Origin of the sequence: Polynucleobacter sp. 31A-FELB (genome assembly GCF_018882405.1) — a bacterium.
Lineage (GTDB): Bacteria > Pseudomonadota > Gammaproteobacteria > Burkholderiales > Burkholderiaceae > Polynucleobacter.
This window is the reverse complement of record NZ_JACVOO010000012.1, coordinates 47,847-63,085: the sequence shown is the minus strand read 5'-3', so window position 1 is coordinate 63,085 and position 15,239 is coordinate 47,847. Positions and strand designations below refer to the sequence as shown.

General features: G+C 44.7%; 15 protein-coding genes. 10 read left to right on the top strand and 5 right to left on the bottom strand.

The features are described from left to right. Window positions 1-305 precede the first annotated feature (305 nt). Genes ICN30_RS08410 through yjgA form a run of 3 tightly spaced genes read left to right on the top strand, consistent with a single transcriptional unit; the run spans window position 306 to window position 1,524 of the window. A complete protein-coding gene (locus tag ICN30_RS08410; RefSeq protein WP_216274780.1) occupies window positions 306-641 on the top strand; it encodes a type II toxin-antitoxin system RelE/ParE family toxin in 336 nt (111 codons plus the stop codon). Further along, window positions 638-949: a helix-turn-helix domain-containing protein gene (locus ICN30_RS08405; RefSeq protein ID WP_255533182.1), complete on the top strand. Its 312-nt coding sequence runs from the start codon at window positions 638-640 to the stop codon at window positions 947-949. Before ICN30_RS08410 ends, ICN30_RS08405 begins: the two co-directional genes overlap by 4 nt. 47 nt (window positions 950-996) lie before the next feature. Beyond that, window positions 997-1,524, top strand: a complete 528-nt coding sequence (gene yjgA / locus ICN30_RS08400; protein WP_215377064.1) for a ribosome biogenesis factor YjgA — start codon at window positions 997-999, stop codon at window positions 1,522-1,524. Window positions 1,525-1,533: 9 nt separating this feature from the next. Here yjgA and ICN30_RS08395 read toward each other — a convergent pair whose 3' ends face one another. Genes ICN30_RS08395 through ICN30_RS08385 form a run of 3 tightly spaced genes read right to left on the bottom strand, consistent with a single transcriptional unit; the run spans window position 1,534 to window position 3,458 of the window. Continuing rightward, complete coding sequence (locus ICN30_RS08395) at window positions 1,534-2,610, bottom strand: acyltransferase (protein ID WP_216274778.1); 1,077 nt, start codon at window positions 2,608-2,610, stop codon at window positions 1,534-1,536. A gap of 51 nt (window positions 2,611-2,661) precedes the next feature. Beyond that, entirely contained in the window at window positions 2,662-2,850 is a 189-nt protein-coding gene (locus ICN30_RS08390) for a hypothetical protein (RefSeq protein ID WP_216274775.1), read from the bottom strand. Window positions 2,851-2,879: 29 nt separating this feature from the next. Next, window positions 2,880-3,458 (bottom strand): HdeD family acid-resistance protein, encoded by a 579-nt coding sequence (locus ICN30_RS08385; protein WP_216274773.1) that lies wholly within the window; start codon window positions 3,456-3,458, stop codon window positions 2,880-2,882. Window positions 3,459-3,643: 185 nt separating this feature from the next. Between ICN30_RS08385 and ICN30_RS08380 the strand changes: the two genes are divergently transcribed. The 5 genes from ICN30_RS08380 to cobA all read left to right on the top strand — a co-directional run bounded on the left by ICN30_RS08380 (window position 3,644) and on the right by cobA (window position 7,476). Next, window positions 3,644-3,871 (top strand): hypothetical protein, encoded by a 228-nt coding sequence (locus tag ICN30_RS08380; RefSeq protein WP_216274771.1) that lies wholly within the window; start codon window positions 3,644-3,646, stop codon window positions 3,869-3,871. 15 nt (window positions 3,872-3,886) lie between these two features. Continuing rightward, window positions 3,887-4,258 carry a hypothetical protein gene (locus tag ICN30_RS08375; RefSeq protein ID WP_216274769.1) on the top strand — a complete coding sequence of 124 codons (372 nt, stop codon included), beginning with the start codon at window positions 3,887-3,889 and terminating at the stop codon, window positions 4,256-4,258. A gap of 110 nt (window positions 4,259-4,368) precedes the next feature. After that, window positions 4,369-6,084, top strand: coding sequence for a nitrite/sulfite reductase (locus ICN30_RS08370; protein WP_216274767.1), 1,716 nt, complete (start codon window positions 4,369-4,371; stop codon window positions 6,082-6,084). A gap of 2 nt (window positions 6,085-6,086) precedes the next feature. Continuing rightward, window positions 6,087-6,632: a DUF934 domain-containing protein gene (locus tag ICN30_RS08365; RefSeq protein WP_216274763.1), complete on the top strand. Its 546-nt coding sequence runs from the start codon at window positions 6,087-6,089 to the stop codon at window positions 6,630-6,632. 19 nt (window positions 6,633-6,651) lie between these two features. Further along, window positions 6,652-7,476 carry a uroporphyrinogen-III C-methyltransferase gene (gene cobA / locus ICN30_RS08360; RefSeq protein ID WP_216274761.1) on the top strand — a complete coding sequence of 275 codons (825 nt, stop codon included), beginning with the start codon at window positions 6,652-6,654 and terminating at the stop codon, window positions 7,474-7,476. Here cobA and ICN30_RS08355 read toward each other — a convergent pair. Beyond that, on the bottom strand, window positions 7,393-7,761 hold the full coding sequence (locus tag ICN30_RS08355) for a sirohydrochlorin chelatase (RefSeq protein WP_216274759.1): 369 nt from the start codon (window positions 7,759-7,761) through the stop codon (window positions 7,393-7,395). The two genes, cobA and ICN30_RS08355, sit on opposite strands and share 84 nt — an antisense overlap. A 139-nt stretch (window positions 7,762-7,900) precedes the next feature. On the opposite strand from ICN30_RS08355, the gene ICN30_RS08350 reads away from it, so the two are divergent. Beyond that, entirely contained in the window at window positions 7,901-8,929 is a 1,029-nt protein-coding gene (locus ICN30_RS08350) for a calcium:proton antiporter (RefSeq protein WP_216274757.1), read from the top strand. 95 nt (window positions 8,930-9,024) lie between these two features. Here the strand turns inward: ICN30_RS08350 and ICN30_RS08345 are convergent, their stop codons facing one another. After that, window positions 9,025-13,422 (bottom strand): S-layer family protein, encoded by a 4,398-nt coding sequence (locus ICN30_RS08345; RefSeq protein WP_216274755.1) that lies wholly within the window; start codon window positions 13,420-13,422, stop codon window positions 9,025-9,027. A gap of 204 nt (window positions 13,423-13,626) precedes the next feature. Between ICN30_RS08345 and ICN30_RS08340 the strand changes: the two genes are divergently transcribed. Beyond that, window positions 13,627-15,213 carry a DUF4214 domain-containing protein gene (locus ICN30_RS08340; protein ID WP_216274753.1) on the top strand — a complete coding sequence of 529 codons (1,587 nt, stop codon included), beginning with the start codon at window positions 13,627-13,629 and terminating at the stop codon, window positions 15,211-15,213. Window positions 15,214-15,239: the final 26 nt, after the last annotated feature.

Genomic DNA, 15,239 nt, shown 5'->3' with positions numbered 1-15,239 from the left:
CAATTGTTTTAGACCGCATTCATCGCTGGGGGATCTCCCACCAGCGATGTTTGCAAAGTCATTTTGTAGTTCAACCACACCGCCCGATTTTCTGGCTCAGAGCTGACCGGTTTGTGGGAGGAGGTCACTACCAGCGCCAATGATGATGTAGTCGTAGGTGTTTTTGGGAACAGTTTGAGTCATGTCTCTATTTTTTTATATACACAAGAAGCCTTGTTGTCATTATTCACCATCCTAGCGAATCAAGTAATTCTTGTTACATTTGTTGATTTGATATAGAATCAAATTTGATCTAATATTAGATCATGAAGATTAATTACAAACGACCTTTTGCGCAATTTGTAAAGAAAGCTAGCAAACCACTTCAACTCGCAATTGAAGACAGGATTTTGGAGATATGCAAAGACCCTAATATAGGTGAGCAAAAGGCCGGGGATTTGCGGGAAATTTGGGTTTATAAGTTTCGGTTTAATAAGCAAGAATATTTAATTGCATATAAATTGGGGCAATCCAAACAAGGAATCAGCTTTGTCTGGATCAGTTTTTATCAAATAGGTAGCCATGAAAATTTTTACAGTCAATTAAAGAAGTATTTACAGCAAGAGCCAGCACCAGAGAAGGTCAAGGGAGGGGAAAAATGAGTTTTGCAATGACAGCCGAAGACATGTTTGATCAAGTCAAAAAGATGCCGACAAAGGAGCGAGTTAAATTCTTCTCATTAATCGCGATAAATGCATTCCAAGAAAACAACTTTACTCACGAACAAGTATTCGGCCATCTGCGAAATGACACATTCTCGGCTGAAGAGGCTGCAGAGTATCTAGAGGTGTCAATGCCAACTTTTCGCCGATATGTTCAATCAGGGAAAATAAAACCTAAAGAGGTTATTGGCAGAAGCCAGCTATTTGGAACGATTGATCTGCGCAAACTTAAACAGAAGCTTGGATAGAGCCCGATACCCGCTACCAAATACCTAATAGAGTCTAAAATAGCCTCATGCATGTCAATGAAAAGAACCGCACCCCCAAGAAAGAAGATCTTGACGAGGGACCAAGTAAATCGGAGCTAAAGCGCCAGATGACTGAGCGCCAAAAGCTGGCCGAGGTTCTGGCAGCACTTAGCAGCGATGCCTTAAAGACTATCCCCCTAGATGAGGCCATTAAAGCTGCCATTGCAGAAACCAACAAGATCAAAAGTTTTGAGGCGATTCGTCGCCATAAGCAATACCTTGGGAAACTCATGCGCTTTTTGGATGAAGAAGAGTTGGATGCCATTCAGAAACGCCTGGATGCTATTCAGGGGGTTAGCAAGGCCGAGACTGCGAAGCTTCATCACCTAGAGTCCTATCGCGATCGATTGATTGCTAACGATGAAACTTTTACCAAGATGATTGAGCAATATCCCGATATGGATATTCAGAATATGCGCACCCTCATCCGCAATGCCCGCAAAGAAAAAGAAACTAATAAGCCCCCTAAGGCTTATCGAGAAATCTTCCGAGTCCTCAAGGACATGGGAATTTAAGTAATTACCTTAAATCTTCAGCTTCACTGAGGGAACCTCAACCCAGCGATATAGGTAGTTAGCAGCAATTAGGCTACACAGAACGACCCCCAGCATTAAGCAAATTGCCATGAGGCCACTTTCGTGAGCGTGCATTCCAGAAGCAATATATAGCGTATTCGCCAACAAGATAAATGCAAAGTGAATCAAGAAAGCGCAATAGGAGCGCGGGCTCGCCCAAGCAATACAGCGCAATACAAACACTTTTACTTTTGAGCTTGTTGCCCCAAGATTTGGATAGCTAGAGTTACCCCATACCAATAACAGCAAGGCTACGAACCAGGCTAAGAAGTTCCGTAGCCAAACTTGCTGAAATGCAGAGAGCGCAATAATCACCCCAATAACAATGAGTGCAAACTTGGCCAAGACTTGAATCTTCCTGTCAGCAAAGTTCTTAGCAAGATAAGCTAGTACGCCTAGGCTATAAGAACCGATGAAATAAATAAAGTAAGCCTCGTAATATGCGGAACGATTGAAGTACAACAATGAGCTAACAGAAACAATGCTGATCAACCATATCAAGGCCTGGTAACTGGAGAAAGAAATGAGTAATACAGCCAGTACTGAGTAGAGTTGCCAGTCAATCGCTACATACCAGACACCCGCAGAGATGGAGTCAAGACCTAGAATCCCTTGCAGAAAAAACAAGTGGGCAATAAATTGACTTAGCGTCTCTTGCTCACCAACGAATTCATCATTCACCCAGAAGCGTGCAATCCAAGCGCAGACAATAGTGAAAATCAAAGCAGCAATGTAAGGTGCAAACAGGCGTAAATAGCGATTGATGATGACTCGCAGCAAATTCTGGCTACTGAATTTCGCATTAGCAAACCGTGTAAGGGACTGGGTCGCCAAGTACCCCGCCATCACCAAAAAAATTTGCACCGCATAACGACCATACTCGAATAGCAATTCCATCACGCCCGGCAATACTGATCGAGCATCAACAGCTATTTGACCGTAACTAGATAAGTGATGCAGGATGATCAATAGTGCTGCGAAGACCTTAAGAAGGTCAATTAAGAAAAGGGCTTGAATTTGCTTCAAAACGGAAATATACCGGCACTCAAATTAATAAAGAATGCTGGTCAAGAGTAATTATTTGGATTTCTCGGACTTTGTCTTGCCCATCAAAGAGGCCAGCATAGGATTACTACTGGCAAGCTCTTTTTTGGATTTCGCGATACTCTCTGCCGTACCCGGCTTTGGCGTCTTAGCAGCATTCTTCATACGCTGCGCAGTGGTCAGGGCTAGGTTTTTATAGAGATCGGTTTTTTTCATTGACATAGCAATTGAATTTCTAAATAGATTTGCAATTACTTAGTTAATGAGCGCGCCGCTAAACCCAAGAACAACAATGACCAACCCTGCAAGAGTAATTCAATTGCGATGAGTAAGCCAGGTAACCACAAGCTGCTTTCTGGGTAACCATTCATGATGAGAACACCCATCAAGATAGAAATCGCAGATGACAGTACCAACCAAAACCATTCTTGGAAATGACGATGCTGAAAGGCCGAGATCAGGCGTAAAAAGCCAGTAATAAAAAAGATTGCAGCAAGCCAAAGCGTAATTGCCTCTAAAGCTGGGATCGGGAAGGCCCAAGTGTAGATGCCGGCAACAATGTATAAAACAGCCAATACCACTTGAATACCAACACTCTTCCAGCCGGTGGATTTGAGTGCATGAGCAAATTGCACGGCGCCGCCAAAAATCAAGAAGGCACCCAATACATTAATGGTGACAAATGAAAACAATGTCTGACCAGCTATACCAATCATTCCTAAGGCAATAAAAAGAACACCCATGCCAATTAATGCACCAGGTACTTTAGCTGCAGCACCAAGGACCGCGGCGCGAATTTCTTTAATTTGAGTCAGGGATAAATCAGTCATTTGCAGGCTTTCGAAGAAATTTGAAGTAATAAAGGCTCTACTGTATCAATAAACTCAGGGTTTTAGAGCATAAATCAGGCAAAGCAAGCTCTCAAGAGCAATGCTTACATATGAAAAACGGGTATTCTTACTTCTTTTATATGGCCAGTAACCTAGCCACCAGCATAAGAAAGTATTGAATTTAGATGGATACCACAGTAACTGTAGTTCTTGGCATTGTTGCTATGTTGTTGCCGCTTGTAGTAGGTCGACTAGTTTGGAAACGTTTTGATCAATACTTTGGTCGTGGCGATGAGCTCTATATGGATAGCCTGGGATATTTCCTCAAGAAGTTGGGCTTCACTATTTTGATCGCCTTCATTCTGTTATGGATTGGTATTAGCTTTGTTTTCAGCGGCAGCCCCAACTATTAATAGTATCTAGATATCATGAACGATCAGCTCCTCAATATTCTTAAAAAAGCAAAGCTCAACTTTGCGATTCTGGCCAGTATTCTAGTGCTCGCCATTGTTGGTAAGCTGACTAACCCAGAATTCACCAACAGCATCTTCTTAATGGCAGATCAGTTGGTTTCTGAACTGATTCTGTTATTTGTTGCCATCACTCTGGGCGCATTTATCCCGAACTTCAAGTTAGTAGTTTTAGGGGCAATCGCTGCCTTTATTGCTGCCGCCATTGCTATTCAAATCGGCGTTTTTACTTACCTGACGATTGACTACCTTTTTGCCGTTCTGATCGTAGTTTTAGGCTTTGCATCGATTGCCAATCTGTATAGACACTATCGGGAATTTAGCCTCTAAGGCTGACTACAAAACCCTTCATAGCAATCTTTCTATATATTGTTTTTAATATATAGACTGGATATTTAATTATTTGTAGAAATAACTGAACTCACAGACAATACTGGTCTATGTACAAATATGACCATATTGACCAAACCCTTGTAGATCAACGGGTTATCCAATTCAGAGACCAAGTAGAGCGACGCCTTAATGGCACCTTAGCGGAAGAAGAGTTCCGCCCCCTTCGCTTACAGAATGGTCTCTACCATCAGCGCCATGCATATATGCTGCGTGTTGCCATTCCTTATGGATTATTAAGTGCCAAGCAGCTTCGCACCTTAGCGCTCATTGCAGATAAATACGATCGTAGCTATGGTCACTTCACTACCCGTCAAAACATTCAATTCAATTGGGTCGAGCTAGAGCAAACACCCGACATCTTGGCTGAACTAGCCAAAGTAGAAATGCATGCCATCCAAACATCTGGCAACTGTATTCGTAACATCACAAGTGATGCCTTTGCTGGTGTTGCTGCAGATGAATACATCGACCCTCGCCCAGTTTGTGAATTACTTCGTCAGTGGTCAACCTTGCATCCCGAGTTTGCTCATTTGCCACGCAAATTTAAGTTTGCGATTAATGGGGCCAAAGAAGACCGCACTGTCCTGCTTTGCCATGACGTCGGTATTGAACTCAAGAAAAATGCAGTAGGCGAACTCACTGCAGATATTTTTGCAGGTGGTGGCATGGGTCGCACCCCTATTTTGGGCTCATTAATTAAACAAGACTTGCCATGGCAAGTTCTGCCAAGTTACTTAACTGCACTCTTGCGTGTTTATAACCGTTTTGGCAGAAGAGATAATCTCTATAAAGCCCGCATCAAGATTTTAGTGAAGGCTTTGGGTCCTGAAGAGTTCGCACGCCAGGTTGAGGGCGAGTGGCTGCATCTTCACAATGCAGCAAAACAAAGTGACGACAATTTCACCCAAGCGGAATGGGAGCGCGTGGCCAAACACTTTACTAAACCAGCTTATCAGCAGTTAAATGCATTAAACAATGAAGACATCCTTACTGCAGCACCAGAGGCTGAGAGATCTGCTTTTGCTCGTTGGCTAGAACGCAATGTCAAACCCCATCAAGTGCCTGGCTATGCCAGCGTGATCCTATCTCTCAAGCCACATGGTACGGTTGCCCCCGGTGATGCCACTAGCACGCAGATGAATGTCATCGCCGATTTAGCTGATCAATACAGCTTTGGTGAATTGCGCGTTACTCATGAGCAAAACCTAGTGTTAGCTGATGTAGAACAATCAAAGTTACTAGAGCTATGGCAATTAGCCAAGAAGCAGCATGTCGCACTTCCCAACATTGGATTACTAACTGACATCATTGCTTGTCCTGGTGGTGATTTCTGCTCGCTGGCAAACGCCAAGTCACTCCCCATTGCTAAGGCAATTCAAGAACGTTTTGATAATTTGGACTACTTATTTGATTTGGGTGACATCAGCCTGAATATCTCCGGGTGCATCAATTCTTGCGGTCATCATCACGTAGGCAATATTGGCGTGCTGGGAGTCGATAAGGATGGTGAGGAGTGGTATCAAATTACCTTGGGCGGTGAGCAAGGCAACGATGCTTCGATTGGTAAAGTTATTGGTCCCTCTTTCTATGCCAATGAAATCCCCGACGTCATGACTAGCCTCATCAATACTTATGTTGAAAACCGCACAGCTGATGAACCATTCATCGAAACCTATCGTCGCTTAGGTGTGGCGCCTTTTAAAGAGGCGGCATATAAGAATAAAGAGGGCAACAGTAAGCACTCCAAGGAGGCGAAGGTCTAATCATGAATAAACACATCATTCGTTTTCCAAAAGATGGTCAGCCAACGCTACTCGATAATGAGTGGCAGGTATGGGATGGCGAGCGTGATGAAGGCGGTATCCCGGACTTAGAGCACGGCTTTCATAAGGTGCTGGTACCGTTTCATTGGTGGATCACGCACCATAAAAATGCTGATGTGATCACTCGCGTAAATAAAGGTGAAATCGGCGTTTGGTTTGCTGCCGATGATGACATCCTCAAGCACGCTGACATTATTGAAGAAGGTAAACACCTCTGGCCAGTAGTTGGTGCGCATTTCCCGATATTTAGAGATGGCAGAAGTTTTAGTACCGCAGCCCTCCTGAGGGATCGGTTTCAATGGCAAGGTGAAGTTCGGGCGATAGGTGATGTCTTAATTGATCAACTGCTTCAAGGTGCGCGTGTCGGTTTTGATGCCTTTGAATTGCGTCCTGATCAGGATCAAGAGCTTGCCTTAAAACAGTTCAACTTGTTTAGCGTGACAACTCAGAATAGTTGGCGCGGTAAGCGCTCACTGCTCAGCGCATAAGCTGATCGCCGATTCAATCATGATCCAATCTCACTCCCCCGGAAAAGTATATTTAGTTGGCGCAGGACCTGGCGCAGCCGATCTGATTACCGTTCGTGGTGCCAAGTTATTGGCACAGGCCGATATTGTGTTTCATGATGCGCTAGTCGAACCAGCAATGCTGGAACTCTGCCCACAAGCCATTCTCGTGCCAGTCGGAAAACGTTGCGGCAAGCTATCCTCCGCGCAACAATTCATTAATAAACGACTCATTGATGCCACTCAAAAGTATCAGGTGATTGTCCGCCTAAAAGGTGGGGATCCAATGATGTTTGGTCGCGCTGATGAAGAAATACAAGCGCTTAAAAATCTGGGAATTGCGGTGGAAGTGGTTCCCGGCATCACAGCCGCACTCGCAGGTGCAGCGATGATTCAGCAATCTCTTACCCTTCGTGGCATTTCACGAAGTGTGGCATTTATTACGCTAGCGCAGGGCACAGAAAATACCGCCCAACTTAAAGATAGTCACCCTCAACCATTACCTAATCCCAATGCAGATACCCTGGTGTATTACATGGGTCGCAAGGATGCTAAGCGTATTGCCACACAATTAATTGATGCGAAGCTCAATCACAACGCAAATACCCCAGTCCACATACTTGAGTCAGTAAGCACACCAAGAGAGCGTCACTGGTCTAGCACCTTAGGTGAGCTCGCCCTAGGAAAAGCAGAGGAGTGGTTAGATAGCAGCTCGCCCGCCCTCATTATGGTGGGCGAAGCTTTAAGGGAGAAGTGCTCGAGCACTAAAGTCGACAATCGCTTGCAAGACCGCGAGATCCTCGCCAACAGCCGGCGTAGCGCTTAAGCGAAGATTAGGAAACTGCTTCTGACAGGACTCGAGCAACACTGGGAAGTCATTGCGTAAGTGGCCACCCTGCCCAAAAAAGACGGGGACCACAACTATTTCAGTAGCGCCAGTAGCGCTTAATGATGCGACTGCCTGCTCTAAACTTGGTTGCATCATTTCCAAAAATGCCAGTTCCACCGCAGTATCGGGGTGCTGAGTGATCCATAATGATGCAAGGCGATCAAATGGCTCGCGCCAACGCGCATCGCGAGCACCATGGCCAAATAAAATAATCGCCTTCATATTCATCTTTTAAGAGCTTTGGCAAACATGCCTCAGTAAGTTAATTAAATCACTTTAAAATGGGCTTGTTTGCCCAAGCTAGCGTGAAGACCTCTATCTTAACTAGCAAATGCATTTTCATCATAAAGATTACAGCCATATGCATTCATTAGCGAGCCTCCTGAGCCAAACGTGGTTTATCACATTAATGGGTATCACGCTCATAGGTGCAGTCCTATCCGCTGTTCATCACGCTGAAGTGATTGCACACAAGACGGGGGAGCCCTACGGAACACTGGTGCTCGCTATTAGCGTCACGATTATTGAGGTCTCCCTCATCATCTCAATGATGCTAACAGGTCATGAAGGGGCAGAATTTATAGCACGTGATGCTGTTTTTGCTACCGTCATGATTGTGATCAACGGTGTCGTTGGTTTGTGTATTTTTATGGGCGGACTCAAACATCATGAAATGCCCTTTCGCAATGAAGGAACGATTTCTTCCCTTGCGGTCTTGGCTGCTTTAGCCACCTTCATTCTGGTGATGCCAACTGTAACAGTCAGCACTCCCGGCCCCGACTTCACAAAAAGCCAGTTGGCGTTTGCGGGGATAGCCTCATTTTCCCTCTATATTGCCTTTCTATTTTTTCAGGCCATCAGTCATCGTGACTACTACCTACCATCAACGCCAGATAAGAAAACTGATGTTAGTGTGCATGCCGCAAAACCGAGTAATCTTAAAACAACAGTGAGTAGCCTTTTGCTAATAGCCTCGCTCATCATTGTGGTTGGCCTGGCTGAAGCGCTGAGCCCAGCCATTGAATCCGCTGTTACGGCCATGGGCGCTCCAAAGACCATCGTCGGTATTGCGATTGCTTTTTTAGTTCTACTACCTGAAGGGTATGCCGCAGTCAGAGCTGCGCGAGCAAATCGCCTGCAAAGTAGCCTGAATTTAGCCCTTGGGTCTGCATTGGCCAGTATCGGCTTAACCATCCCCACGGTAGCTGCTATTGCCATCTACTTCAACTTACCAATTACCCTAGGCATTAGCTCGCTTAATATGACGCTGCTCTACCTATCTATTTTTATTGGCTCATTAACCCTCGTTATCGGCCGTACCACCCTACTTCAAGGAGTGGTTCATTTGATTATTTTCTTTGAGTACCTGTTTTTAAGCTTAGTTCCCTAAGAAACGGATCTAGAGTTTCTACTCAATTTAAGGATAGAGAAGAGGAAATAAAAAAGGCGAGAAAAAATTCTCGCCTTTTTTAACTATTGCTTTAATTAAAGTACAAACTGGATATTACTTGCAGTTAAGTCGGCAACCTGGACCGAGCCAATCCGCACTAAATCTGACAAGGCCAATGTATCACCCTGGTTAGTTGCACTAAATGCTGAATCACTGTGAATATTCATATCCGCAATACGTGTGTATCCACCAGTATCTTGGTAAGCAATCAGGTAGTGATTGAATTGATTAGTCTGTGCACTTGCAAATCGAATAGCGGTTGCAGAACTTGCCAGTTGAGCTGAAAGATCAGCAGCGCTTGAGAATGTCTGTGATGAATCCATCACAATCACATTTGCATTGCCCACAGTGATAGTGCCGCCAAGACTTACAGTATTACTGAGGATCGCATTTCCAAGACGAGGACCACCATCGCTTGATGTCATATCTCTCAGCAAATTACTATAAGCAGATAATGAAAAATCAATCGAGTCGCCTGGATCATTTGTGGCGCCAACATCAAAATTATGAATGGTTGTCACATCTTGACTTGTACCAGTTCCAAATCCTAGATTGGTGAAGACATTGGAGACAGCTCCACCCCGTTGACCCGTAGCTTGTCCCCACCAACCAAGCTGAGGAACATCATCAATACTGACGACTGATCCAAAGATAGCGGTTTGGGAACTTCCAGGCAAGGGTTGAACTCGATCACTAGTGCTATTTCCAGCAAACAGCTCAATACGGGTAGAGGCAATACGATCGGTAGATAAAACCATCATGTCACCGCCGCCGCCGGTAAAGATAGTGTCGCCTTCAATCTTAGAAGAAGTTCCAACAAATATGTCATTTCCAATTGATCCGCCAAGCACATTACCCACTGCCTTCGAACCAACCACCATAGAACCAATGCTATTAATGACTGAAGTAGAGTAACTGTAGTTTGGCGCACCGACCGGCATAATCAGACCGCCGAAGTCATTGACTATCGACTGATCCACCATCTCGCTATAACTATTCGTACCAGAGACGTTATCGAGTCCGTAGATTCCCATGACATAGTTTTGGAACACTGTATTACCGGTAACAATATCGGCACCATCAATGTTGGTGAGAGCCCACTGGGCGTCACTAAAGGAGCCATCTGCGCCGACGGTGATGGTTGCTAATGCAGAACCAAAGGTACCAATCGTCATTAAGTTGAAACCACCAGGTACCGCAGTGATGCCATCAAAGTGACTAATCAAACCGGGTTGATTGTCATAGTCATAGTACTTAATACGATCAACAATGCCAGTCACAGAATCATAGTTTGCAACAAAAGCTTGATTGAGACCAATACCATGTTTTGAGCCACCGGCGATCGTGTACTGCGTGCCACCTTGTTCATTCTGCCAAATGCCATAGATAGTAGTCAGTTGGTTTGTGCCACCAAAGGCAGCATCCATGATGGTGTACTCGCCTGTGCGAATGTTATAGATAAAGCCATTGCCTGAAAAAGGAACATCTAGATCGTAATTGCCGACCGCAAAATCACCCATGGTGCTGTGCAGGATTGTATCCACCACCTTTTGCCCACCAACTAAGCTCGAAGGGACATCAATTTGCGTCCATGTTCCATTCGTTCCATCAATGGTTCCTTCGTATAGCATGCCATGATTTCGTACACCAGTATCCTCAGAAATCACATAGCTACCAACAGCACGAACCTCACCGATAGGGATAGTTCTATCAAATACAGAAGTATTGGGGCCGTAAAAAGTAGAGCTCACAACAGTTTGGTTAGCAAAGCTTGGATTTAAAGCATAGACCCTACCTATAGCCGTGTCATCAATCGGTCCGCGATAAAGGATGGCCTGAGTATTACCGCCAGAATTCACAATAACTTGATCGCCAGTCAGGACAACGTTACCGTCATAATCTCCGCGCACTCCAGTAATAAATGTTTCGGTAAAAATAGAATTTTGTGTTCTGCCGTCAATGCTAATACCAGAATAAATATCAGTGCCAGCACGGGAAGCATAAGAGGTGCTTAAGTTAATAACCCCCGCAACAGCATCTTGCATCGCGCTGCCTGAAGGATCGGTAATGCCAGCGCTTGATAAATTCTCAGTGAAATAAGAAGCGGCATTGAGCTTATTCCAAAGAACAGAATGATCGTTTTGCGCTGCAGATGATGCAATCGTGTAAACAATATCTCCAAATTGGATATTTCCAGCGAATAACTGATTGACCCAATATTGTTGACCAGCAGCATCGGGGTTACGGTTAAACAAATTAATGTATGTCTGCTCAATAAATGCGTTTGCTAAATCAACTTGTTGCTGATTGGCTGGGTTGAGCGTCTGTGTTGCCAATGCTGAATAAGGTGCATTTTCTGAAGAAGTTGCAAATGCATCGGAGATGCTCTCCATGATTGACGTGAGAGACTCGCCTTCAAGCAAACCCGCTAGCGCTTCACCCATCCAGTAGTCTATACCTTCTGGATCAGCAGCGCGGCCATAATATCCAACATACAAGGATTCAATTTGCGCATAGGGTGACTGGGGCTGTAATCCCAATTGAATGTCGCCAGCATTGCCGCCAACATTACCGACTACATTATTGCCGAACGCACCATTCAGAGCCAATGCTTGTCCAGAATTTGGCACAATCGGAAGACCGAAGCGATCCATTCCAAAAATATTATTCATCACGGTAGCATCACTTGTACCGTAGAGCAATATCAAGCCATCGCCATTATTTCCACCAATGTAATTTGCAATTGGCTGCAAAGGGTTCGGGGATGAAATGCCACCAATGACATTTCCACTTCCACTAGAGGCATATAAAATTCCGCCAGCCCCATTACCAACAGCAGCGGCTTTTAAAACATCCAAGCCAACAGCACTATTAAAGATATTGATGTCATAGACATTGCCATACAGCGCAATTCCATAACCTAAATTGCCAGAAAATGCGTTTTGCGGAATAACGGATTGCGTATAGCCACCCACGGTAATGTTGTGCGCTGTATTACTAATAGACAGGCCATCCTGAAAATTAGGTAATGCAGCATTGCCAACTGTATTCATCCCGACAATATTGGGGTCGATAGTAATACCAGAGGCATCACCCGCGAGTCGAATGCCGTTACCCAAGTTGCCTGAAAATACATTGGTGCGAACTAACTGATTGCCGCCGGTTGAGTCGATCAGCAAACCATTATCGCCATTGGGAGCTGCACCTTGAAAGGCAAATAAACCACCAAAGGTATTAAAGGTTGTGAAACCACTAGCCACATCTGTCACATGGATACCATTCTGACCATTGCCGCCAGAGACATTTCCGAGTGGGATCACACCACCAACAGTCGCGCCTTGAGAATTTCCATCGACCAAAATACCATTGCGGCCATTACCGACCAAAGAGGCGTTATTGGCGCCGATACCAAAGAAGTTTGCTTGGACTATGACATTATCTGAATCAGTAATATGCAAGCCATTCCATGCATTACCACTGACTACGTTGTAATACACAAAAGGTTGATCGACAAATTCACATCCAATCAGTGAATTATTATCAGCGCCTAAAATGTGAACGCCATCGCGGCCATTACCTAATGCACTATCACCGTTAGCAGCAGTGCCGATAAAGTTTCCATTTAAAACGTTGTTCTGGGATTGAGTATCGATCAGTACGCCATCACCACTGTTGCCTGAGATAAGGTTGCCTAGTGGCGGTACAACAAAAACACCAGGAACAGTGCCTTTATCACCGGTAGGATTATTTACCTGCCCGGTTGCCGCGTCCACATACACTGTTCCGCCAATAGTGTTATTGGAAGCACCATCGGTAATATGGATACCTGCTAAGAAATTACCATGCGCTGTATTACCATCTGCACTAGTACCAATCCGATTGGCTACGAGGATATTTCCAGATGATCCATGAATGCTAATTCCATTGCCATTGTTAAAGGAGATGACGTTACCGATCACACCTGAAACATGAGAATCATTCAAGCCAATATGATTGCCCACTGATAATGCTGTGATGAAAATTCCATCCCCGTCATTACCTAAATCACCACCATTTGCAGTTAAACCAATATAGTTTTTATCTAATGTAATGTTGCTTCCATGAAGCGAGATACCATGACTGGAAGAATTACCCAGTGCGAGGCCGATTAATTTGGAGCCGTTAGACCCTAATGCAAAATCTAGTCCAGTAAAGTTATTAAAATTTAACGTTACTGCTGGGGCGCCTCCGCTCACATAACCCGGTGCTGAAGTCGCATCAATCAGCATGCTATTAGTAATGCGTGGCAAAGCAGATTCGAGGTTAATGGTTCCTGCAACAGAAAATTTGATTACTACCGGACTGTCAGCTCGATCTGCATTTGCCGCAAGTAAAGCAGCTCGTAAAGAGCCCACTCCAGAATCATTGAGATTAGTAACAAATATGGTGTGCATCGAATGCTCCTGGCAGTATTGGGTAATAAAAGTTGGGGTGTCGGGAAAACTAGCTAAGAATATCACTTGGTAGCTTTAGGAAATCATCACATGTACCAACTTAGGGCTGAATTCAGCGCCAATCTCATTAGGGAATACCCGAGCAGTGTGGCCGACCAATTAAAGAGCAATAATAGAGCCTCAATAAATACTCAAGGAATCATCATGGCTGGCGCCTCACAAGCAAATCAAGACACAGTAGCAGAACTTTATGTTGGTTTTTTTGGGCGTGCGCCTGATGCCAGTGGCTTCCAGTACTGGATTGGCCAACTTGAAAGCGGTGTCAGCCCCTATCAAATCGCCGCCCAGTTTGCGACCACCCCTGAATTTGTAGCGGAATATGGCAATCTCACCACGACTGAGCAAGTATCCAAGCTATACATCAATGTACTGAACCGCTTGCCTGATGCATCTGGCCTATCTTATTGGGTTGGACAAATCAACTCCGGAGCACAAACCTTTTCAGATGTTGTCTTTAATGTGACAAATGCAGCATTTACACAAGTTGGTACGGATGATGGACTGTTAGTTCAAAATAAAGTACAGGTTGGTGAATTCTTTGCCGTGGATCTTCATAGCGATGACACCAGCATAGCCAGAACTGCCTTTAACAACGTAACATCTAAAGCAACATCAGCGATTGCAGCTGAAGCTACTCTAGCAGCGGCTGTGAACTCTGGCGCTATTTTGACCTTAACAGGCGATCATCGGTCCCATGGAACCTCGGTAGTAACCAATGTAGATGGAAATGGTGTTCAATTAGTGATGCAGGGTACCGGTGCAACAGATTATGGCAATGTTCAGGAATTTGTCGCTAATACCCGCCTTTCCCTTCATTCTTCTAAGGTTACTTTTGCCAATACCAGCACTTCTGCAGTAGCAGACGTACTGCAGTCATTCACATCAGCGCACATGGAATCAGTCAATATTATTTCAGGGGGCGTAGCAGCTGATGGCATTGGTAACACCATCCTTGACTACATTGATGAGTTAGATCGCACAGTACAAATCAATATTAGTGGCGCAAAACAATTTACGCTTGAAAACTTTGATGCCAATACTTCAGCTACCTCCCCTATTCGGATTACCCTTCCGTCTAGTCTTGCCACTATTGATGGTTCACTGGCAACTGGAAAATTAATCCTCACAGCCGGTGAAGATGACTCGGTAGCTGGCAGCAATGTGATTGTGACCTACACAGGCTTAACGATCATGGCGGGACGTGGCGGTAGCATCATTACCAATAACGCTAGAGAAGGCGTGGTTACAGGTGGCATAGGTAACGACATCATCATCCTGAATGCAAATGACTCTTCTGCAACTACAGGAATTGGTATTGATAGCGTTCAATTTAATGCACTCAATCAATCAGCCGATCTTTCAGGTTTAGGCGTTGATACTGTTGTCATTGGCACTGGGGCAACCTTGTCTGCACTTTTGACTGAGCTCACCACCTTAAGCAATGCAAGCGGTGGAGACATTCTGGACCTGCGTGCAATCAATACCTCAACGACAGTCACCGATGTAAGTCGTAGCGTTATTTTGGCACCTAATATTGCAGCGGCACTGGTTGCAGCAGCCAATGCAATTGGCGCTAACAAAACGGGTTATTTCACTTTTGATAGAGATACCTATGTCATTGCCAATGATGCGCAAACAGTCTTGGATACAGGCGATGCAGTAGTCAAACTGACCGGGGTTTATGCAGACTTTGCAATTGGGCCACAAAATGGCGAGATCACGATTATTTAATAATCAAACGTCGTAAAAACAAAAAG